Origin of the sequence: Microbacterium sp. SORGH_AS_1204 (genome assembly GCF_030818935.1) — a bacterium.
Taxonomy (GTDB): Bacteria; Actinomycetota; Actinomycetes; order Actinomycetales; family Microbacteriaceae; genus Microbacterium.
The window spans coordinates 3,498,255-3,516,654 of record NZ_JAUTBD010000001.1 but is presented as its reverse complement, the minus strand read 5'-3'; the positions used below and the strand labels follow the sequence as shown (position 1 = coordinate 3,516,654).

22 protein-coding genes are annotated in these 18,400 nt (G+C 65.2%); 13 read left to right on the top strand and 9 right to left on the bottom strand.

Annotated features, from left to right (window positions below):
* Positions 1-15: 15 nt before the first annotated feature.
* The 4 genes from QE410_RS16200 (at position 16) to QE410_RS16190 (ending at position 2,519) form a co-directional block, all read left to right on the top strand.
* A complete protein-coding gene (locus tag QE410_RS16200; RefSeq protein ID WP_307333898.1) occupies positions 16-453 on the top strand; it encodes a hypothetical protein in 438 nt (145 codons plus the stop codon).
* 168 nt (positions 454-621) lie between these two features.
* Entirely contained in the window at positions 622-939 is a 318-nt protein-coding gene (locus QE410_RS17190; RefSeq protein WP_373459355.1) for a hypothetical protein, read from the top strand.
* A gap of 81 nt (positions 940-1,020) precedes the next feature.
* Positions 1,021-2,187 carry a hypothetical protein gene (locus tag QE410_RS16195; protein WP_307333897.1) on the top strand — a complete coding sequence of 389 codons (1,167 nt, stop codon included), beginning with the start codon at positions 1,021-1,023 and terminating at the stop codon, positions 2,185-2,187.
* Between the two features lie 116 nt (positions 2,188-2,303).
* Positions 2,304-2,519 (top strand): helix-turn-helix domain-containing protein, encoded by a 216-nt coding sequence (locus tag QE410_RS16190; protein WP_307333895.1) that lies wholly within the window; start codon positions 2,304-2,306, stop codon positions 2,517-2,519.
* An 852-nt stretch (positions 2,520-3,371) separates the two neighbouring features.
* Here QE410_RS16190 and QE410_RS16185 read toward each other — a convergent pair.
* Complete coding sequence (locus tag QE410_RS16185; protein WP_307333893.1) at positions 3,372-3,974, bottom strand: hypothetical protein; 603 nt, start codon at positions 3,972-3,974, stop codon at positions 3,372-3,374.
* 160 nt (positions 3,975-4,134) lie between these two features.
* On the opposite strand from QE410_RS16185, the gene QE410_RS16180 reads away from it, so the two are divergent.
* From QE410_RS16180 to QE410_RS16165, 4 genes are read left to right on the top strand one after another with little or no spacing between them, the layout of a single operon-like run.
* Positions 4,135-5,133 (top strand): site-specific DNA-methyltransferase, encoded by a 999-nt coding sequence (locus QE410_RS16180; RefSeq protein WP_307333891.1) that lies wholly within the window; start codon positions 4,135-4,137, stop codon positions 5,131-5,133.
* Positions 5,133-5,753 carry a hypothetical protein gene (locus QE410_RS16175; RefSeq protein WP_307333889.1) on the top strand — a complete coding sequence of 207 codons (621 nt, stop codon included), beginning with the start codon at positions 5,133-5,135 and terminating at the stop codon, positions 5,751-5,753. Before QE410_RS16180 ends, QE410_RS16175 begins: the two co-directional genes overlap by 1 nt.
* A gap of 50 nt (positions 5,754-5,803) precedes the next feature.
* Positions 5,804-6,961, top strand: coding sequence for an McrB family protein (locus QE410_RS16170; RefSeq protein WP_307333887.1), 1,158 nt, complete (start codon positions 5,804-5,806; stop codon positions 6,959-6,961).
* 5 nt (positions 6,962-6,966) lie between these two features.
* Complete coding sequence (locus QE410_RS16165; RefSeq protein ID WP_307333885.1) at positions 6,967-8,715, top strand: DUF2357 domain-containing protein; 1,749 nt, start codon at positions 6,967-6,969, stop codon at positions 8,713-8,715.
* On the opposite strand, the gene QE410_RS16160 is transcribed toward QE410_RS16165, so the two are convergent.
* Positions 8,694-9,677 carry a hypothetical protein gene (locus tag QE410_RS16160; RefSeq protein ID WP_307333883.1) on the bottom strand — a complete coding sequence of 328 codons (984 nt, stop codon included), beginning with the start codon at positions 9,675-9,677 and terminating at the stop codon, positions 8,694-8,696. The genes QE410_RS16165 and QE410_RS16160 overlap by 22 nt on opposite strands.
* Positions 9,678-9,833: 156 nt before the next feature.
* Here QE410_RS16160 and QE410_RS16155 point away from each other — a divergent pair, with 156 nt between their 5' ends.
* Both QE410_RS16155 and QE410_RS16150 read left to right on the top strand, forming a co-directional pair.
* Positions 9,834-10,082, top strand: a complete 249-nt coding sequence (locus QE410_RS16155) for a hypothetical protein (protein ID WP_307333881.1) — start codon at positions 9,834-9,836, stop codon at positions 10,080-10,082.
* Between the two features lie 322 nt (positions 10,083-10,404).
* Positions 10,405-10,611, top strand: a complete 207-nt coding sequence (locus tag QE410_RS16150) for a hypothetical protein (RefSeq protein ID WP_307333879.1) — start codon at positions 10,405-10,407, stop codon at positions 10,609-10,611.
* Positions 10,612-10,709: 98 nt separating this feature from the next.
* Here QE410_RS16150 and QE410_RS16145 read toward each other — a convergent pair whose 3' ends face one another.
* From QE410_RS16145 to QE410_RS16140, 3 genes are all read right to left on the bottom strand, one after another.
* Positions 10,710-11,759: a DUF3800 domain-containing protein gene (locus tag QE410_RS16145; RefSeq protein ID WP_307333877.1), complete on the bottom strand. Its 1,050-nt coding sequence runs from the start codon at positions 11,757-11,759 to the stop codon at positions 10,710-10,712.
* Positions 11,760-11,832: 73 nt separating this feature from the next.
* Entirely contained in the window at positions 11,833-12,240 is a 408-nt protein-coding gene (locus tag QE410_RS17185; protein WP_373459354.1) for a helix-turn-helix domain-containing protein, read from the bottom strand.
* A 327-nt stretch (positions 12,241-12,567) separates the two neighbouring features.
* Positions 12,568-12,915, bottom strand: a complete 348-nt coding sequence (locus QE410_RS16140) for an Lsr2 family protein (protein ID WP_307333875.1) — start codon at positions 12,913-12,915, stop codon at positions 12,568-12,570.
* 303 nt (positions 12,916-13,218) lie between these two features.
* Here QE410_RS16140 and QE410_RS16135 point away from each other — a divergent pair, with 303 nt between their 5' ends.
* Both QE410_RS16135 and QE410_RS16130 read left to right on the top strand, forming a co-directional pair.
* The gene (locus QE410_RS16135; RefSeq protein ID WP_307333873.1) at positions 13,219-13,488 is read left to right on the top strand and encodes a GlsB/YeaQ/YmgE family stress response membrane protein; all 270 of its coding nucleotides are present in this window, start codon (positions 13,219-13,221) and stop codon (positions 13,486-13,488) included.
* A gap of 110 nt (positions 13,489-13,598) precedes the next feature.
* Positions 13,599-14,474: a CHAD domain-containing protein gene (locus tag QE410_RS16130; RefSeq protein WP_307333871.1), complete on the top strand. Its 876-nt coding sequence runs from the start codon at positions 13,599-13,601 to the stop codon at positions 14,472-14,474.
* A gap of 13 nt (positions 14,475-14,487) precedes the next feature.
* Here the strand turns inward: QE410_RS16130 and QE410_RS16125 are convergent, their stop codons facing one another.
* Entirely contained in the window at positions 14,488-14,916 is a 429-nt protein-coding gene (locus tag QE410_RS16125) for a GNAT family N-acetyltransferase (RefSeq protein WP_307333869.1), read from the bottom strand.
* A gap of 48 nt (positions 14,917-14,964) precedes the next feature.
* Positions 14,965-15,573 (bottom strand): GntR family transcriptional regulator, encoded by a 609-nt coding sequence (locus QE410_RS16120; protein WP_307333867.1) that lies wholly within the window; start codon positions 15,571-15,573, stop codon positions 14,965-14,967.
* 318 nt (positions 15,574-15,891) lie between these two features.
* On the opposite strand from QE410_RS16120, the gene QE410_RS16115 reads away from it, so the two are divergent.
* Positions 15,892-16,098: a cold-shock protein gene (locus QE410_RS16115; RefSeq protein WP_144830844.1), complete on the top strand. Its 207-nt coding sequence runs from the start codon at positions 15,892-15,894 to the stop codon at positions 16,096-16,098.
* A gap of 212 nt (positions 16,099-16,310) precedes the next feature.
* On the opposite strand, the gene QE410_RS16110 is transcribed toward QE410_RS16115, so the two are convergent.
* Positions 16,311-17,531, bottom strand: a complete 1,221-nt coding sequence (locus QE410_RS16110; RefSeq protein WP_307333865.1) for a hypothetical protein — start codon at positions 17,529-17,531, stop codon at positions 16,311-16,313.
* Positions 17,524-18,225, bottom strand: a complete 702-nt coding sequence (locus QE410_RS16105) for an HAD hydrolase-like protein (RefSeq protein WP_307333863.1) — start codon at positions 18,223-18,225, stop codon at positions 17,524-17,526. Before QE410_RS16105 ends, QE410_RS16110 begins: the two co-directional genes overlap by 8 nt.
* Between the last annotated feature and the right edge of the window lie 175 nt (positions 18,226-18,400).

The window sequence follows — 18,400 nt, the reverse complement described above, 5'->3', positions numbered from 1 at the left end:
GTCGCCGCTGGCGTCATGACCGATCCCGTCGAAATTGCAGTCGGGCTGAACGATGCCTGGACGGGCTGCGAGTGGCCGACGGCCTATCTCTCGCCGGACAAGTGGGAGCAAATCTTCGACCGCGTCGGCTTCGTCGTCGACGGTCAGCAGGCAACGAGGCCCGACCATGCAGTGACTGCGTATCGCGCTGCTGCTGATGGCTTCGCCCAAGGTATGTCGTGGACCGACGACCTACGGATCGCGCTCTGGTTCCATCGCCGCAATCTCAGCGCCGGTCTGGACTCCGCGGTCTACACCGCGCGCTTCGACCCGAGGGATCTGCTCGGGTACTTCAACTACTCGACCGGCGAGCACGAGTGGGTCGTTCGGCGGACCGCGGTCACGGACCAGCTTGAGCGGGTCGAGATCGAAGACCTGTCACTGCCCGATCGGCACCCGGGCCTCGGGCTCTGACGCCTGAGTCACCCGATGGGGTGGAGGTCACGAGTTCAATGCGCGCGAAGCTAGCTTCCGCTGAGTTCGCCGTGCGTTCGGGCGGGTGAATGGATGCAGCAACCACCTGGCGAGTAGTCGTGGTGCTACGCGCCACACCGTGTGGCCCGTAGGCAGGAGACGACCCAGATGAACACCTTGAGCGAGTGTCCCTCCTGGTGCGACCGCGAGCACCTCACCGACATTGGCGCCGACCAGATTCATGAAGCCCCACTGGAATCCGTGCCTGTTGTCGCGATGAGCCGAACGTTCCCGCGGGGCGGTGCACTTCTCCGTTCGGTCGAAGCAACGGAGGTAGTAGTTTTCGCCTACCAGTACGTCGGTGACGACGAGACCTGGATCGCCGTCGTGGAGGAGGAACTACAGCGCCAACGGATTGAGATCTCACTCGAGAGTGCGCGACGACTGCAACGATCTCTCACTGCGCTGCTTGATCGAATTGGATAGATCCTAAAGCGCAGGGCGGCTGAGAACGATCCATTCTGCACTTCACAAACTAGGCGTGATGCTTCATAATTCGACACATAAATGCAGCGCGACGAAAATGACAATCAAGTTCTTCGTCTGAAGGCCACCATCGTAGGTCTCGTTTCCTTCGGGATCGGAGTTGCGCTCCTCACGCTCGCACGCGCAATCTCGGGTGCTCCGGGTTGGGAGTGGCTCTCCTTCTGGCCGCTCGGGGAACTCGGCGGCATCCTCGTCGGCGCTGGTCTTCTGGGCATCGCATGGGACTACTTCGACGGGCGAGACCGTGAACGACGCGAGGACGCCCGCATCCGCCGTCTTCTGAAGGAGTCTGCCCCAGACTTCCGCGATGCGGTCGTGAGGGGATTCGCCGTCGAGAACGAAGACCTGGCCCGGGTTGCGACACCGGAACTTCTCGATGACCTCGCCGCCAACGCCCTCGGCCTGCGTCTTGGTGATCACCGGTTCGCTCGAGAGATCTACACCGATCTCGTCGACAACGTCATACGCGCACCAGAGCGCTGGCACGACGTCGACGTCCGGATTCGGCTCTCATCTATAGATGAGAGGAGCACCCTAGGTGCCCCTCGGTTCGTCGTAACCGTCACGTGGGAGTACACCGTCGTTCCGAGTAGCCCGATCGCCCGCTTTGCCTGCACGTCGGATAGAGACGAGTTCCACGAGCTTCTGTCCGATGTTCCGTCGACGTCGACCTGGTTCATGACCCCGCGCCCCGGTTTCGAGGCTGCCGACCGTGGAGCGTTCGAGTTGCTGCAGTACAGCGTCGATGGCGAGGAGCTCCCAATTCGCCGCACGGCCAGGAAGAGCAGCCAGACGTACAGCGTCCGCCTCGGCGACGAACTTGTGAGAGATGCGCGACCTGTCCGAGTTCGCCACGTCTATCGCACCATCACGCCCCGCAGCGGCCACATGCTCCACATCACGCTCGCTCAGCCCGCCAAAGGCCTGACGCTCTCGCTCGACTACACCGACACGGACATCGCGTCGATGCGTGTCACTGATCTGATTTCAAGCTCTCGTCGTCCGCGGCTGGCGCGCCTCCCGAACGAAGCAGAAGCCCGGGAGATCTCGATGGATGTCCCGGGCTGGGTTCTGCCACAGGCAGAGGTGACGTTCGTCTGGACGTTGCTCAGCGAGCTGCCAGCCGCGCCTTCAGCGACGTCAGCACGGCCCGCAGACGCGAGCGCCGCTTCGTCGTCCCCAGAATGAACCCGTCGCCACCGCTCATGAAGTCCTCCTCGTTTGGCGGCCCCGGGCGGGCCGCTGCTCGCATGCTACTCATAAGTATGTAGACCTTCAAGTAGCAGAATTTCATGCTAGGAGGCATGGAAGGCGACCTACAGAAGACGCTGGGTCGCAACCTCCGCCGCTACCGTGAAGAACGTGGCCTCAGCCAGGAGGCTTTCGCTGATGTCCTTGGTGTCCACCGCACTTACATGGGTGGGGTCGAGCGCGGCGAGCGGAACCTAACCCTGAAGTCGGTCGAGCGGATCGCCGTGAGCATCGAGATCGATGCTCTGGAATTGTTGCGTAAGCACTGATCGAGATCGGTGTGGGTTGGACCGAAGCTCGTCCCGGCTAAGGCGACGGGCCAACCGGCTGTCGTCTTATCGTGCACGCCCACGTCGCGCGGGGTGTGTCGAACCGCAGCTGGTTTGCCTGGCTGCAGGACGCTTGTGCGGGAGGTGATGCAATGACATCCAGCGAAGTTGCACACGCATGCCGACGCGGACTGAACCGGGACTGGTTCTCAGCCCAAGGCGTAGCATCCTGCCGAGGTGAACGGTGAACAGTAAGAGCCGTCGTGGCGTTCGGCGTAGTCATTCATGTTTGCGGTCGGCTTGCCGCAGGTTGGGCACGCCCAGTGAGGGCCGTCGCAGGTCCTACTGTTGTGATCGTTGAATCCGCACTTGCTGCACGCCATGCTCAGATCCTAGAGCGGTCGCGATGTCGAATACCCATGTCATGCTCGTGAGCATGTCTGCAGCCGGCCGTGCGAAGTACGGGCCAAGCCAGTACCGGCAGTACATCCAGTCTGCCGAGTGGCGCGCCACTCGCGACCGCTACTGGTCATCTGGGTTACCCAGCGACTGCTACGTCTGCGACCGACCGCGCGTCCCCGGTATGCACCTGCACCATCGGACATACAAGAACCTCGGTGCCGAACGCCTAATGGATCTCGTTTCCGTCTGCCCAGACTGCCACTCGTTCGTGCATCAGCTCTCACGTGAACTCTTCTGGAAGAGCCGCGGCGGCTTGTGGGCTGCGACGAAAGAAGCACGGCGACGGGCTCTCCCTACGAAGGGCCGAAGACCGGGACGGATGCAGCGTGGGCCCGAGAATGAAGCCTTGACACGCGCGGCTCGGTCAATCAGCACGAACTCATCAGTCGGTCAGGGGCCGCCGAGGCCGTAGCTGCCGAAGTAGAGCCTGATCGTGGTGAGCATGGCATGGGTCGCATCGCGGACGATCAATCGTTCGGCGAGGTTTGAACGACTGAGATTGCCGGTTCGCTCAGACTCGGCGCGCACGCGCTGCATCATCGACTCCTCGTGAATCGCTGAGCGCCAATGCCCGTATGGCTTCCGCGCGTTCGCCACCTGACGTATGTCGTCGATCAGCCACCTTGGTAGAAGATCGTGCTTCGTCGTCTCGTCGAGCAACTTCCCGAGCCCGAACGTCTCCCAGTTCTTCGGGACCTCCCCGCCTATGCGACTGACAGAGTTTGAGATGACGCCGGCAACCTCGCGCTCACATACGACATGGCACGAGAAGATGCATGCGACCCAGATGCCGTCAAGGAATGTTCGTATGGCGGCGTCCCACGCCAGCTCACCCTCTTCGCCGGCTGATTTCGCCGCCCAGGTCTTGCCCTCGAGGGCGGCAACGATTCGGTCGTTAATCAGATCGAGGCGCTGGTCATGATCGAGCGTTCGCACGTCGAGGTCACCAAAGACATCGTCCCAGGAGGCTGTTCCGGGGTTGGATCCGGCCATATGCCCAGCATGGCATGGCCGCCCGCGCCCCCGTGAGGGCTCGGTTAGGTGAACGTCGGAGGTTGGCCGTAATGTGCTCGCTTGCGGCTGGCGAGCCGTTCAAGGGCGCGCCTGGCGCCATCCACCCAAGCGAAGATGGAGACTGTGGTTGATGCAGCACATGGCGAAGATCATCCCGCTCCCGCCGAGCAGGTCATCCGTCGAGGGTGGACGGCTCAAGCAAACCCCTGCGAACCAGGCGCTCAATCCGGTTGCGACCCCTCAGACCTTCTTCACGGAGGGGGAGCTCCCCGAGACGGCCTACTACGCTGACGACCGCTCGATGATCTTTAAGGGCGATGTCATTGGCGAGCTTCAACGTCTCATCGACTCGGGTATCCAGGTTGACTCGATCGTGACGTCGCCGCCGTACTACGGGCAGCGCGACTACGGCGAAGAGGGGCAGATGGGTCTTGAGGCCCACCCGCGCCAGTTCATTGACGGGCTGGTCGAAGTATTCGACCTCTGTCGGCGGGTGCTCAAGGACACAGGCTCCCTGTGGGTCAACATCGGCGACACCTACTGGAGCGGCAAGGGCGCCCACAAGAGCGGCGAGATCAAGCAGGGCGCGCGGCGATTTGGGCTTCGCCCACAGGATCGTCCAGGGGACGGTCTGTGGGCGCGACCGAAACAGCTTCTGCTCATTCCGCACCGCCTCGCAATCGCCCTGCAGGATGACGGCTGGCTGGTTCGCAACGACAACGTCTGGGTGAAGCCCAATCCGATCCCTGATCAGGTGCGCGATCGATCGTCGATGTCCCACGAGTATGTCTTCCACCTGACGAAGAACCGTTGGTACTACTACGACCGGCACCCAGTGGGACGAAAGATGCCGTCGGGCAGCATCCTTCCGCCGCTCGATACTTGGATCACGAACACCGCACGCGGGAAGTCCTTCCACAAAGCAACGTTCTCCGAAGACTTGGTGCGCACGCCGATCTTGGCGACGACTCCGCCAGGCGGCGTCGTTCTCGACCCGTTCAATGGGTCGGGAACGACAATGGCCTTCGCGCGGCGGCATGGCTTCCGGTCGATCGGTATCGACATCAGCGAGGAGTACTGCGATATCGCGGCCGATAGGCTGAAGGCCATTAAGGACCGTGACGACGAGGAGGCTTAGTGGCGCTGTACTTGGCACCCGACCTCATAAGGCACGCTGTTGATCGCTTGCGTGCATCGCGCGCGCAGACGCGCCTCTTGGAGTATTTGATCTTTCGCCGAGCGCTCGAGCTGTCGGGTGGTGCATCTGCTCAGGTTGCGACGGGGAAGACGCAGCCCCTCTTCCAGCAGGCGATCCGGGAATGGGCACAGGTTCGCCCCGCCGACCAGCCGCAAGCCTTCTTCAACCCGTTCGGGACTGTGCGCGCTCAAGATGGCGGGTTCCGCAGCGGCGACTTCCCGTCGAACGGGGCGTCCGACACCGTCGGGCGTTGGGGCGGCTCCATGAGTTCGCCACCGTTCAAGCGTCTGCCTGACGTGCGTCCGATGACGTTCGTTTACTCGCCAAGCTCGGCGCCAGATCTCGAGCGTTCATTCCTGCAGGCCACGTCGACCGACCCTGATCGAAACAGCAAGCCGCGTCTTGCGGATACCGCCGTCTGGTGGTTGAGGGAGCGGGATCTCGAAACACTCGGGTTCACCGAGCAGGTGGAACTGTCGGACCTAGTCGGTACGCTGCGAACTGAAAACGGACTCACTGACGTCGAGCAGTCGGCCCTCTTCGACTCATCGCTCATCTAGACATAAACGAATCGGAACTGCTCAGGATGCCTCTCTCGCTTGTGTCCGACGTGGCCGACGTCAACGACTACCTTCCTGCGGCCCCTACGCCTGCAGCACTGGCGGCGGCTGCGCCGGTAAACCAGCCGGCCGGCGCGGTCGCCTCTGTGATGGACACCGTCGACATCCAGGCGGTGCTCGACTATATCGAAGCGCGTGGCTTCCACTTCACACCGTGGCAGGTCGCGTCGTACATCACGGCAATTCGCACTAAGCCGTTCGTCATCCTCGCCGGCGTCTCGGGCACCGGCAAGAGCGCACTCCCGCGTCTGGTCGCCGATGCAACGGGCGCCGTCGCGACGACCGTCCCGGTGCGTCCCGACTGGAACGACAGCAGTGAGCTCCTTGGGTACAAGAACCTGAAGAGCGATTTCGAGCCGGGCCATCTCCTGCAGTTCGCGCGCGAGGCAGCCGAGAACCTGGACAAGCAGTATTTCTTCCTGCTCGACGAGATGAACATCGCTCGTCCCGAGTACTACTTCGCTGAGGTGTTGTCCCGCATCGAGGAAGCCGGCGTGCTGCTCGACGACGAACCCGCAACGCCTCTCAAGCAGGACGCTGGTGACGAGTGGGGGAAGGTCGTCATCCCGAGCAACCTTGCCATCGTGGGCTCGGTCAACATGGACGAGACCACCTTTGGGTTCTCTCGGAAGGTTCTCGACCGAGCCTTCGTCATCGAGTTCTCGGATGTTGACCTGAGCCTGATTGGGGGTGGCGGCGCGGTGGCGGCACCCCAGCAGTGGCATGCGGACGCGTGGCGTCGAGAGGGCGCGACGCTTGCTGGCCATCCGCGCAGCGGTGATCCGAGTGTCGTCCGGGTCATCGAGACGCTCACGGAGCTCAACGATCTGCTCCAGCCCGCGCAGCTGCATTTTGGCTACCGAGTGCGCGACGAGATTGCGATGTTTGTCCTGGCGGCCGAGCAGCAGCCCGACCAGTTCGAGTCGATGGAGGGCGGCCAGATCGACCCGCTGGACCTGGCGATCTCGATGAAAGTACTGCCACGAATCCAGGGATCCGGACCGACTATCTCGAATCTGCTGAAGCAGCTCGGCGAGTGGGCGCAGCCCAGCGGTGGCGCCGCCTCGGCCTTCCCTGTGTCCGCCCAGCGCATCGACCTCATGCAACGCAGGCTCGTCGAAACGGGCTTCACCAACTACTGGACATAGTCGTCATGGCCCAGCTTGCCCGCTTCGAAACCGACGCGCTGGCCGTCGAGATCAACGGGTCGGCGGAGTTTCCGGCTGCGCTCAAGTCTCGTGAAGACCAGAACGTTGAGCCGCACTTCGCGGCGACTCTGAACGGCTCTCCGGTCGAGACGGCGGCCACGCCGGTGCTCTTCGAGGAGCGCAACTACGAGCTCATCATCCGTAGCAAGCTTCCCGGCGTGCAGCCGGTGAGCATGTTTCGTGACCCAACGCTCATCGTTCAGCGCATCACCGTCGCAGAGGCAAACCTGCTGGCACTCACAGTGCGCTTCCGGGGGCAGGTCGGGCGCACCGACTTTTCATTCCGCGCCGGTGAAGAGACACTCGTCATCGAGGCTGAGGTGTTTCCCTCGAAGATCGACTACGTCGAGGACTATGAGGAGCTGCTCGAGGGCGTTGCAGCGGTGCGCCGCACACTCATCCTCGAGTACCTGCGCGGTACCTATCGGCAGGCGAAGGCGAATCGCGATGTGACCGGCTCGGGTATCGAATGGCTGACCCTACTGCGCATTCACCTCGGCGCGCTAAACGCGGCGATCCAGCACATCAACTCATCGGCACGGCGGACGCTGGTGCGCGAAGACGCGGCCACGCCCGTGCACCGAGTTCGTGCCCCCAGTGCGGGCGCCACGCGCGCGGTAGTGCGCGGACTCGGCTTCGGTAACTTCCAAGAGGTTCCGGGTATTGGTCCGGTGCGCTCCCAGATTCAGGTGTCCCGCACCTTTGAGTCGCTCGATACGTTTGAGCATCGCTGGATCCGGTCTCGACTCAGGTTCGTCCATGCTCGACTGCTTGAGCTCGAATCCGAGCAGGCGGCGCGGGTGCAACGCTCGGTAGAGCGGAGTGGTAAGCGGCCACCACGTCTCGACGCGGAACTTTCGGAGATCGGCGAGCTCAAGGAACTCGTTGGGCAGTTCTTGCTCTCGCCGGTCATCTCATCCGCCACTATCGACGTTCCTGCGTCAGCGACGTCGCTGCAGCTTCAGAGCGCGATCGGGTACAGCCAGTCGTACCGCGTCCTCTCCGTACTCAGCGCTGCGCTGGCCGGTGACGACGGCACTGACCAGTACTCAACGTCAGACCTCAACGATCTGTATGAAACGTGGTGCTTCCTCAAGGTGGCCCAAGTGACGGCCGAACTACTTGGCACCGAGGTGGACTTCTCTGAGCTGATCCCGACGGACAGTGCGGGCCTGCGCTTCACACTCCGCAAGGGGCTCTCGCGCTCGGTGAAGCTCCCCGGCAAGTTCGTACAGGCGGCGCTTGCCTACAACCCTGCGTTCGACGTCCCGACTGGCATCCAAAAGCCGGACATCGTGCTTCGCATCGTGGCGTCGGGTGGTGTGGACGTCATGATCGTGCTCGACGCCAAGTACCGCATCGATGGGTCGACCGAGTACATCAAGCAGTTCGGCGCGGCGGGCGCACCAGTCGACGCGGTCAATCAGCTCCACCGTTACCGTGATGCCATCCAGGTGCTCGACGATCGGAACGAGCCCATCCGTCCAGTCGTGGCCGGCGTGGCGCTGTTTCCATGGCCGACACCAGCGACGGACTACAAGCTGCGCGATTCCGCCGACGAGGTTGGCATCGGGGCGCTTCCCCTTCTGCCTGGCAATGACGGGGACCTCCGCGCCTGGCTGACGAGTCTCTTCAAGTCGCTTGGGTTGACCGTCCTAGACGACCGAGGCCGTCACCTCCGCCTGGCTGGTTGAGTTGCCGCGAGGAGCTCGTGCCAGAGAGGTTCGCTCTCTTCGTGTCTGACGTAGCGGAGTTGAAGCGTCTGGATACCTCGAGCCTGCCCGATGCTGGGAGCTGAGACGAGCGCAGTCTGGAGGAAGAGCTCAAGGTCAATCCGCGTCGCGAGCTTCGGATCGGCGAGCTGGCGACGGTACGCATCAAAGACAGGGCCAGCGCTCAAGTCGAGCGGATGGTGCACGAGCATGAGCGTGACCGGTACGGTTGCTCCAAGATCAACCTGCAGGGTGCGCGCGCCGAGCGCGTGGCAGCGCACAAGTTGATTTGCCGATCCGTCGGAGAAGGTGTGGCCGGGAGATCTCCATAGGCTCGTGGATTCGGCAAGGTCGCGATACCGAGGACTCTCCGACACTGGCAGCCTTCGACTGCTGAACCTGTCCGCGTACTTGAGTTCCAGGACGAGGCCCTCGATGCCACCCTCCACTGCAAGCTTTACGAAGGCATCAACCCGTGTCATGTCGCCGAGGTAATGACTGCGCTTTGGCGGGGCGAACTCAACCGCGACGTCGAGCACCTCAGTCAGGTTGGGCCGTGCAAGCACGACGCGGAGGACTTCGAGCAGCCAGTCTGGATCGTCGGCCAGCGGTCCGAGGAGGTTCATGAGCAGCGTTTGGCTTGAGGTCATGTGGCTGGTCATCCGGACGGGATCAACACCCCAGCCCAGGTTCCGACGCTTCACGAACATCGCCTCGGCCTCGGGTGAGGTGAAGTTCCTGCCGGCTGCAGCAGCTGCAGGCGGCAGGATGCTGCCAAGGGGTCGTCCCTTAGGGGTCGTTCCCCAGCCACGAACACCAAGCTGGACTACTCGGTACCAGGACTGATGGAAGCGGGCGCGGCGGGCGTGCTTCGGTTCCGACAACCGAGGCTGATCCCCGAGAGCGCTCAACGAGACCGGGGCGCGCGGGGTGGTCTCACGCATCCTTCCACGCTACATCGCGGTCCTGGCCGAACGTCCAGTGACGGAAGGGCGGCGTCAGTCACCTCGCGGGATGCGGGGCAGGATGGATGTATGGGAGACGGACTGTTTGACCTTCATGACCCGGCGCGCCAGAGCGATACAGCAACGCCGGCTCCGATGACCCCCATTCAGCGCGAGACGATCCGCGACCTCTTCGCGAAGATCGGCGTGGGGACCGCTCGTGCACAGTTCGACATGGTGGCTGAGCTCACCGGCGTGCAGATCTCCTCAGTCACGCAGCTTGGGGCAGACAAGGCGAACGTACTCATCCACATGCTGAGGGGGCACGCGTCTCGCGCGCACCATGCAAACACGGGCAACTCCTGGGCGGACCGCGACGAGGACACCTGGATCGACCGGCTGTAGCCGAGCGCTGGTTTTCTGGCGATTGGCGAGCCGTCGCTGCAGTAGCAGGGACCATCGTGCTGTCCAAGCTACGAGACTAGGCTCGTGCGAAAGGCCACGCGGACGCACCTGCGCTCTTTGGTCGGCTCCGATGTCGAGCCGTCCACAGCGCAGATCATGGTGCCTGTCAGGTTGGGCTCACCGGCGTGTCGGATCCGGAGTGAACAAGGTGCATTCGCAGCATGATCCGCTTAGCGTGTGTGGAAGGCAGCCAGTTGCGGTGGCCCGTCCTGCGGCCTTACATTCACCTGGAGAGGGCAGCGCGTGAGGACTGGAGGGCATCGTGGGCTTTAAGGTTCAATGGGCTGACGACGGCTTCGATGACGAGGACGCCATCTTTGAAACGGAGGCCCAAGCTGAGGCCTACGCTGCCGACCAGCTCAACAACTTCCGCACCGGCGCTGAAGTGCTCCACCTTTCTAACCCCGGTGACTACCCGCAAGACGGCGAGGAAGATCCCGAGTACGCGATCGTTGAAGTCGACGAATAGGTCAGCTTGGAGACCGCCCGAGCATCCGCGGCGATGCTCGCGTGACAGCGGAATTTTCGTTGTGCCTCTGGGATTTCCGCCGTGAGTCGTGACTTTCACTAGCGTCTCCTCCGGCGTAGGTACTGTTCCAAGTACGGGGATTCTCGGCGTTCGGATAGCGCGTCGATGGGCGAGCCGGTAGCGCACATCACATTCGCGTCTAGGAGCGGATGGGCGTGTACTTGCAGCGGGTCGTCAAGCACTCCGGCGAACGCCAGTCTTGAGATCGCTCCGCCGACGCCGGCGATTATGTCGGCGACCTGTACGCGTGCGTCACTTCGCGAGTCGACGAAATTGACGCCACGTAACTCTGCTCCGGGATGCCAAAACCCATGTACCGGGAACGGGCGTGCGGCAGCCGATATAAGTTCGCCAACGGAGTCCGGGCCGATACTGCCGTAATCGTCGGCCACGAACTCAAGCGGCACATCGTCGAGGCGGATCGTCCACGCCTGGGCGACCGCCACCAATGAGGGCCACATCGGGTCGATCTCTCTCATTGCTGAGGTGGGTGCGGCGGCCAGTTCGCTGACGATGTCACGTCGAGCCCACATGCGATGAAGCATCCTGCCGGTCGTTCCGTCCTGGCAACTCGTGCGTGCATCTCGTAGGGCAGCGAAGAACGTGTCAGGCGCGGGCCGTTCCCTCCCCGTGCGTCGGTGGCCCCGTAGAAGCGTCGCAAACGATCTGAGCAGGTTGACCCATGTCTGAGGGCCGATCGCCGCTGCAGCGTTGTTTGCAAGGTGGTCGGCGCGTGCGCGGCCATGCAGGCCGACATCGACCAAGTCGCCTCCGAGCAGAACGTCAACGAGCTTCGCGGTCACAAAGTAGGTCTTGTCCACCAGGTGGATATTCCCGGCGTCACTCAGGGTCTCGAGGGCACTGAGGAGCGCTGGTCTGTGTCTCTCGCGTAGTGCGATCTTCGACTTGAACTCTGGCGCTTGGGTCGGCATGTCGCGTCGGAGTCGATCCATGAATGCCTCCGCGTCGCCGAGGCTTAGATTGGTGCTCGCCAGCACGAAGACTGGATCGAGAGCGTCGAGCAGATTGTCGCCCTCGGAACCAGACTCGTCACAGGCGATGACGGTGGTATGTGGTGCCTGGTCCATGCCCCTTATCATCGTCTGGCGACGCGCCGAACGCCGCCCGGGCTTGCGCTGTGAGCTCCGCAAGCCCCTGCAGCTACGAAGCGTGCTTCTTCAGCACGTTGTGGACCGACGACTCCGAAACGCCGACCGAGTGGGCGATTGCGACGTTCGTACGTCCCTTGGCATGAAGCCGCAGTATTTCTTCAATCGTGTTCGGTTGAATCGCATACGGACGTTTCGTGACGCCTGCTCGCTTGAGGCGGTGGTGCACCGTGCCCTCGTTGACGCCGTGCTTCCGAGCGATAGCCCGAACTGGCATCTTTGCCGCGTAGTCAGCGATGATGGCAGCGTTCGCCTCTGCGCTGAGCCGCTTCGGTGCTGGGGTGCATGCCGGAATGGACGATCGATCTCTCGAGACGCGCCCTGTGACTGCCTGCGCGCGTAGTTTTGCCAGATGGGCGGTCTGGCGCTCTCGATTGCAGTAGGAGCGCAGGAGGCGCACAGAACGAAGAAGGCCCCGGGTTCATCCCGGGGCCTTCTTCGTTGTCTGCGGGAGCGGGAGGGCTTCGAACCCGTGCGGGGTGGGGCCCACGCCGCCGGAAGCTTCGCGTGCCGCGGACAGCGCGAACGTCCTGGTGAGCACGCCGGGAGCCGGGCCTTCGCATCCCGCGGCGAGGCGCGCGACGGGACGAAGACGACGTGCAAGCCGGCCGGTTCGGGACGGCCGCCCACGCTCAGCGCGTGGGCGGCTCCGTCCGCGATCTCCTCCGAGGAGGCTCCGAGTGGACCACGTGTCCAGACGATCCGGGGGAATCGACGTTCGGGTTGCTCAGGAGCGCGTGCGATGCGCACCCTGCGACGCGTACGCGTCGAGGACGGCGTCGCTGATGCGACCACGATCGGACACCTCGAGGTTGTTCTCGCGTGCCCATTCGCGGATCGCACGCCGCTTCATCGTGCGTTGCGACCGCGTCAGATGACGGGCCTGTTCCAAGCCCTCCGTGCGCGCCGCGGCGATGAACGGAGCCAAAGCCTCACGGAGTTTGTCGGCGTTCGTCCGCGTCAGATCGATGGAGTATTGGACTCCCTCGAGGGCGAACGACACCGGGGTGGAATCCAGATCGAGTTCCGATCCGTCCAAGTCATCGAGACGCCGAAAAACTTGCTCGAGTGCCATCGCACTCCCCTCCCATTTGTGCCCCCACACGCGGACGATTATAGCGAGCATTTTCGATATCTCACCGGGACCTTGACGAATTCCAGAACATACGCAGGAATCGACCTCTCGGGCCCGGGACGGTCCGCTCGCCGGTCGGCGAACCGGCGACTCAACGCGTAGTGGAGCGAGTCACGCGTGCCTCAGACAGAAATCGAGGCCGTACGCAACCCACCTCCGAGATGTGCTTTCTGGGAGGAAGCTGGATGCAACGAGCGCCTCGCCTCGAGCGGGCATCGGTTCACACTCGCGAAAGGAACAACAATGGGATTCTTCGGATTTCTTCTCCTCGGCCTCATCGCCGGCGCCATCGCCAAGCTGATCCTCCCCGGTAAGCAGGGCGGCGGTTGGCTCATCACGCTCCTGCTCGGTGTCGTGGGTGCGCTGCTGGGCGGGTTCCTCGGCTCGGTTCTCTTCAACGCGCCTCTCGAGGACTTCTTCTCCATTCAGACGTGGCTCCTCGCCATCGGCGGTTCGATCATCGTCCTTCTGATCTACGGCTTCATCGTCGGCCGCCGCGGCGCCGCACGCTGACGACCATCTGTGAAAGGCCCGGGGCGGTGGGACCGCGCCCCGGGCCTTTCGGCGTTTCTGCGACCGTCAACCCGGGCCCCTGATGGCATCCGATCTCCTACCGTGGGCGGATGTCACGTGACACCCTCTCCGCACAGACGCTCGCCCGTCGGATCGTCCAGACCGCCTCGGCCGACGTCGAGTCCAGCGAGGCAGCCGCCCTTGCCGACGAGCCCGACGGCCTGCACCAGCACCGCATGGCCGTCCGGCGACTTGGAAGCGCGCTCGCCGTGCTGCGCCGTATCGCCCCGTCGTCCGAGACCCGTGCCCTGCGCGCGGCGATGAAGGACTGGGGTCACCTTCTCGGTGACGCGCGCGACGCCGAGGTGCGGGCGGATCGTGCCGAGAGCACTCTCGCGGAATGCGGCGCCGACGATGCCGATGCCCGTCGGCGTCTCGTGGGCGACGAACGGGCGGCATACCGCCACCTGCACGAACGTATCGTGGAGGCGCACGACTCGGAGGCAGCGCGTGCCCGGACGCAGGCCCTGCGTGAAGCAGGACTGCGCCTCGAAGTCGATCACGACGACGCCAAGGCGAAGAAGGTGTTCCGTCGCCTGCTGCTTCGAGAGGCTGACCGTGTCGCACGCGCCGCGCGGCGCAACGACGGCTCGTTGGAACGCCTGCACGACGTGCGAAAGGCCGCCCGCCGTCTGCGGTATTTCGCCGAGGCCGTCGACCGTGCCGACGCGGACGTGTTCGGTACCGACGCCCGGCGCCTCGGTCGAGCCGCTAAAAGGGTTCACAAGCTCCTCGGCGAGCACCGCGACGACGTACTGCTCGCAGAGCGCGCCCGAGAGATGCACCGTCGAGCTTTCACCGCTCAGGAGGACACCGGTCCGTACGATGCCGTCGCGGCACGTGCTGACGAGCGCGCGGAGGAGCACATCCGACGTGTGCCGAAGGCGCTGAAGAAGGTGAGGAAGGCGGCGAAGCGGCTGGCCTGACGTGTGGTGACGGTCACTCCAGCGTCGGAGGCAGCACGTAGACCACGTCGGCGCCGTCGCGTGCGTGCTCGACGAACCCGATGCGGGCGAGCACGTCGTGCGCTGGGTGATCGCTCGCGGCCACGCAGGCGTACAGCGGTCGCTCCGCCTCGCGTGCGGTCAGCAGGCGCAGGGCCTCGGTCGGCGCATCCGCGTCGGCGTTCGGCGAGACGGCGAGCAGGATCTCGCGGTCGCCCTCCACGTCCATCGCGGCGGCGACGCCGACCACGGCGGCATCCTCGACGATCGCTTGCGCGACCACGTCGGCACGCGCTGCCCAGGCGTCGAATGAGGGGCGATCGTCGAACGCGGCGCGGGGCCAGGCCGATCCACTCGCGCGGGCGGCCGAGAAGGCCGTATCCCGGTCGTCGTCGTGCAGGTCGCGCAGCTCGATGTGGGGCATGCCGTCACGCTAGCGGCGCGCGGCCGGGCGCTCGCCGGACTTGTGCGGTCACGCGAAACCATGCAGGGCGAGGAAGGTCCACGTGGCGCCATTGGTATCACGCGCCGCGATCTGGGCACGGAGATGCCGGAAGAGCGTTTCGCGGGTCTCGTCGGCGATGCTCTCCCACCCGTCGAGGTTGCGTCTGAGCACCAGGTCGGTCTGCTCCAGTGCCCGACCGAAGACGACATTGCGCGAACTGGCCGCCGCGTGAGCGTAGAACGCGAGGACGGCGCTGACGTAGGCGCGCGAGGAGTCCGCGTCACGCATGCGGTCGACGAGGTCGAGCAGGGTGGCGATCTCGTCGTCGGTACAGCGGGGGACCGCCACGCGCAGGGCACCCGCGATCGTGTGGGCGGCGTATTCGCGCATGTCGGTGCGGGCTCGGTCCGAGAGCGCCGAGACCCGCGTGTACCTGTTCGCCGCGACCTCGACGAGCCCGATTCGCTCCAGCTTCTGGAGTGCTTCGCGCACCGGCGTTCGGGAGATGCCCATGAGATCGGCGAGTTCGACGTCGCGCAGGCGATCGCCGGCCCGCAAGCGGCCGTCGACGATGGCCTCGCCGAGGGAGCGATAAGCCTCGTCGACAAGAGCCGAGGCGCGGCGGCGACCATCCATCAGCCGGATTTTACGACGTGCGGATAGCACAGAACATCGATGCACCTCCGAGATTCTTCGTTTTCGTGTCGCGCGCGCGCCCCGACGCCGGTATTGTCATCTCGTCACGCCTCGCGTGACATATCCGGGGGGATCCGTCGACGCCCGGGCTTCGAGCCTCGCTCAGCCCGGGCGTCGTATGGGCTTCAGGGGCCTCGATCGCGATTCGTCTCGCGCAACGTTTGTGTCACGGTGCCGTGCGCGCGATGAATCCGGCTATTACCGTGGGGGCACAGTCCGGCGCGCTCGGTGTCGGCTCGAGCGTGAAACGGCAGAACGATGAGCACGCAGGGCACGGTCAAGTGGTTCAACTCGGAGAAGGGCTTCGGCTTCATCGCCCCGGATGACGGCGGGCAGGACGTCTTCGCCCACTACAGCGCCATCCAGTCGGGCGGCTACCGCTCGCTCGAAGAGAACCAGCGCGTCGAGTTCGAGGTCGCCCAGGGCCCGAAGGGCCTGCAGGCGGAGAACATACGCCCGCTCTGAGGCCTTCCGATTTCTTCGGATCCACCCCGGCTGACGTAGCAAGTCGACCGGGGTGTTTCCTATCTCCTGCCGCACGAGAACCACGTCCGCCGCGGCGAATCGCCGGATCGTCGCGTGCGGGAGGAACGCTCGCGTGAGTGCGGCGCCCGTACGGGTGAGATCCGCCTCGTCGCGGTGAAGCAGGTCCGAAGCCACCGTCTCGGCGAGCGACCTCAGCGCACGGCGGCCCACGCCGCCCGAGCCGCCGCCAGGGCCGCCGCAGCGTCGGTCGCGGCGCGGGCCTCGGCGAGGTGACGACGTGCGCGCTCGAGACGGAGCAGTAGGGCGATGCGACTCTCACCATCGGAAGCGGCGAGCCGGACCTCGTCGCGCGGCGCATCGCGTGCGTCAGCAGCGGCGAGGGCGGCGCGCGCGCAGGCCAGGGTGCCCGGAAGGGCTGCGCGTGCCGCCTCCAGACGCTGTCGCACGCTGACGGCCTCGTCGAGCAGCTGGTCGCGTTCTTCGCGCACCGTCGCGACGACGGCGATCGCCGCGCGCGGTCGGCGCGACGCGGAGGTGGCGGCGGCGTCGAGAGCATCGGCGGCGACCCGTAGGCGCTCCGCCGCGTCGGGGCGACCTGCAGCGGGTCGGGAGGTCGCCACGTCGAGGGCCTGTTCGACCTCGCTACGCGCCGCCGCCAGCTCGGCGTCGGCGTTGTCGGCGGCCTGCAGCGCGACCCGGTGATCATCCTCGACGGCGCGCAGGTGACGCGCCGCCCGGTTCACGGCCGCGGTCACCCGGAGCAGGTGGTCGGCGGTGGGGTCCGCAGCCGCTCGGTCGAGGGCCGTGTCGGCCTCGGCGAGGGCGTCGGTCGCGGCGCTCGCAGCCGTGGCGGCATCGGCCCAGTCCGCGTCGTCGAAACGCGCGCGCAGGGCGGCGATAAGCGGTTCGGGGTCGCCGGATGCCGTTACCAGGTCGTCACGTCGCGCGCGGGCGGCGGCGAGAAGCCGCTGAGGCGTGCGATGGACGGCGACCCAGTCGGTCAGCTGCGACTGAGTCGAGACGACACTCTCGCGCTGGAGCTCGAGCGCCTGCTGGACGCGCGCCGCCTCCGTTCGACGGCGGGCGGCCACTCCGCTGTCGTCCTCCAGGGCCAGCACATCCCCAAATCCGCGATCGCGTGCCCGGTGCGCCGTCGCTCGCGCTCTCCGAAGAGCGATCGGGACGTCGGTCGCTTCGTCCGCGTCGGCGGCTTCGAAGGCCAGATCGAGGTCGCGAACCGCATCATCGAGCGCGAGCAGGGTGTCGGCGGCATCCGACACCGCCTGCTCGGCGGCCGCGCGAGCCCGCGGCGAACGGCGCTGCGCGCGCACCGCGACGACGACGATCAGCGACACGAGGGCGGCGGTCGCCAGGGCGATCGCCGCCGGCACCACCCACCCCAGATCAGGCACCGGCGGTGGCGTGCGCGGAGGAGTCGTCGACGAGCAGCAGGGCGCGCAGCTGGTCGATGTCGTCGACCGCGGCTTGGGCGCCCTCGGCCTCGTGCGGCCAACTGAAGCCCCAGCGCACGAAGATCACCGGGACCCCGGCATCCTGACCGCCCTCGACATCGTGGTGCCGATCCCCGATCAGCACGGGACGCGAGGTGTCGGCGCCGGCGGCTTCGAGCCGACGCAGCGCTTCGCGCACGATGTCGGCCTTGGAGCTCAGGGTGCGCTCGTCGAGGGACGCGCCGACCGTCGCCTCGAGGGCGGGTGCGAGGTCGAAGTGGTCCATGAGGGCGACGACCTGCACCTCCGGCTTCGAGCTCGCGGTCGACTGCGGCACGCCGGCCGCGTGCAGTTCGTGCACCAGCTCGCCGACGCCGGGATACAGCCTCGCGCTGACGGTGTAGCCCTCGCTCTTGTTGAGTCCGCGATAGAACGCCACGGCCTCGACGGCCTGCTCGGCGGTCATCCCGACATTCACCTGGAACGACTCGAACATGGGCGGACCGATCCAGCGCGACAGCTCGCCGCGCGTCGGCGGCGTGCGCCCGAAGTGGTTCAGCGTGGTCGTCAGGCGGCGGAGGATCCCCTCGGACGCGTCGACGAGGGTTCCGTCGACGTCCCACAGGACGCACGAGAAGGGAGAGCGTTCGGGCATGCGTCCACGCTACCGGGGCGGTGGGGCGAGAAGCCCGCCCACGACGAGGGCGAGCGCCGCACCGGCGGCGGCGACGAACTGCGGGATGCGGGATGCGGGAGCGAACGACGGGGGTGACATGTGCGCCTCCTTCGGTGGCGTCATCGAACTGGTCGTTCGATTCCGCGCCGAAGGC

Excerpts from the sequence above, each read along its gene's own strand:
- QE410_RS16200 (WP_307333898.1), top strand. The coding sequence starts at position 16 with ATGACCGATCCCGTCGAAATTGCAGTCGGGCTGAACGATGCCTGGACG.
- QE410_RS17190 (WP_373459355.1), top strand. The coding sequence starts at position 622 with ATGAACACCTTGAGCGAGTGTCCCTCCTGGTGCGACCGCGAGCACCTC.
- QE410_RS16195 (WP_307333897.1), top strand. The coding sequence starts at position 1,021 with ATGCAGCGCGACGAAAATGACAATCAAGTTCTTCGTCTGAAGGCCACC.
- QE410_RS16190 (WP_307333895.1), top strand. The coding sequence starts at position 2,304 with ATGGAAGGCGACCTACAGAAGACGCTGGGTCGCAACCTCCGCCGCTAC.
- QE410_RS16185 (WP_307333893.1), bottom strand. The coding sequence starts at position 3,974 with ATGGCCGGATCCAACCCCGGAACAGCCTCCTGGGACGATGTCTTTGGT.
- QE410_RS16180 (WP_307333891.1), top strand. The coding sequence starts at position 4,135 with ATGGCGAAGATCATCCCGCTCCCGCCGAGCAGGTCATCCGTCGAGGGT.
- QE410_RS16165 (WP_307333885.1), top strand. The coding sequence starts at position 6,967 with ATGGCCCAGCTTGCCCGCTTCGAAACCGACGCGCTGGCCGTCGAGATC.
- QE410_RS16160 (WP_307333883.1), bottom strand. The coding sequence starts at position 9,677 with ATGCGTGAGACCACCCCGCGCGCCCCGGTCTCGTTGAGCGCTCTCGGG.
- QE410_RS16155 (WP_307333881.1), top strand. The coding sequence starts at position 9,834 with ATGACCCCCATTCAGCGCGAGACGATCCGCGACCTCTTCGCGAAGATC.
- QE410_RS16145 (WP_307333877.1), bottom strand. The coding sequence starts at position 11,759 with ATGGACCAGGCACCACATACCACCGTCATCGCCTGTGACGAGTCTGGT.
- QE410_RS16140 (WP_307333875.1), bottom strand. The coding sequence starts at position 12,915 with ATGGCACTCGAGCAAGTTTTTCGGCGTCTCGATGACTTGGACGGATCG.
- QE410_RS16135 (WP_307333873.1), top strand. The coding sequence starts at position 13,219 with ATGGGATTCTTCGGATTTCTTCTCCTCGGCCTCATCGCCGGCGCCATC.
- QE410_RS16130 (WP_307333871.1), top strand. The coding sequence starts at position 13,599 with ATGTCACGTGACACCCTCTCCGCACAGACGCTCGCCCGTCGGATCGTC.
- QE410_RS16125 (WP_307333869.1), bottom strand. The coding sequence starts at position 14,916 with ATGCCCCACATCGAGCTGCGCGACCTGCACGACGACGACCGGGATACG.
- QE410_RS16120 (WP_307333867.1), bottom strand. The coding sequence starts at position 15,573 with ATGGATGGTCGCCGCCGCGCCTCGGCTCTTGTCGACGAGGCTTATCGC.
- QE410_RS16115 (WP_144830844.1), top strand. The coding sequence starts at position 15,892 with ATGAGCACGCAGGGCACGGTCAAGTGGTTCAACTCGGAGAAGGGCTTC.
- QE410_RS16105 (WP_307333863.1), bottom strand. The coding sequence starts at position 18,225 with ATGCCCGAACGCTCTCCCTTCTCGTGCGTCCTGTGGGACGTCGACGGA.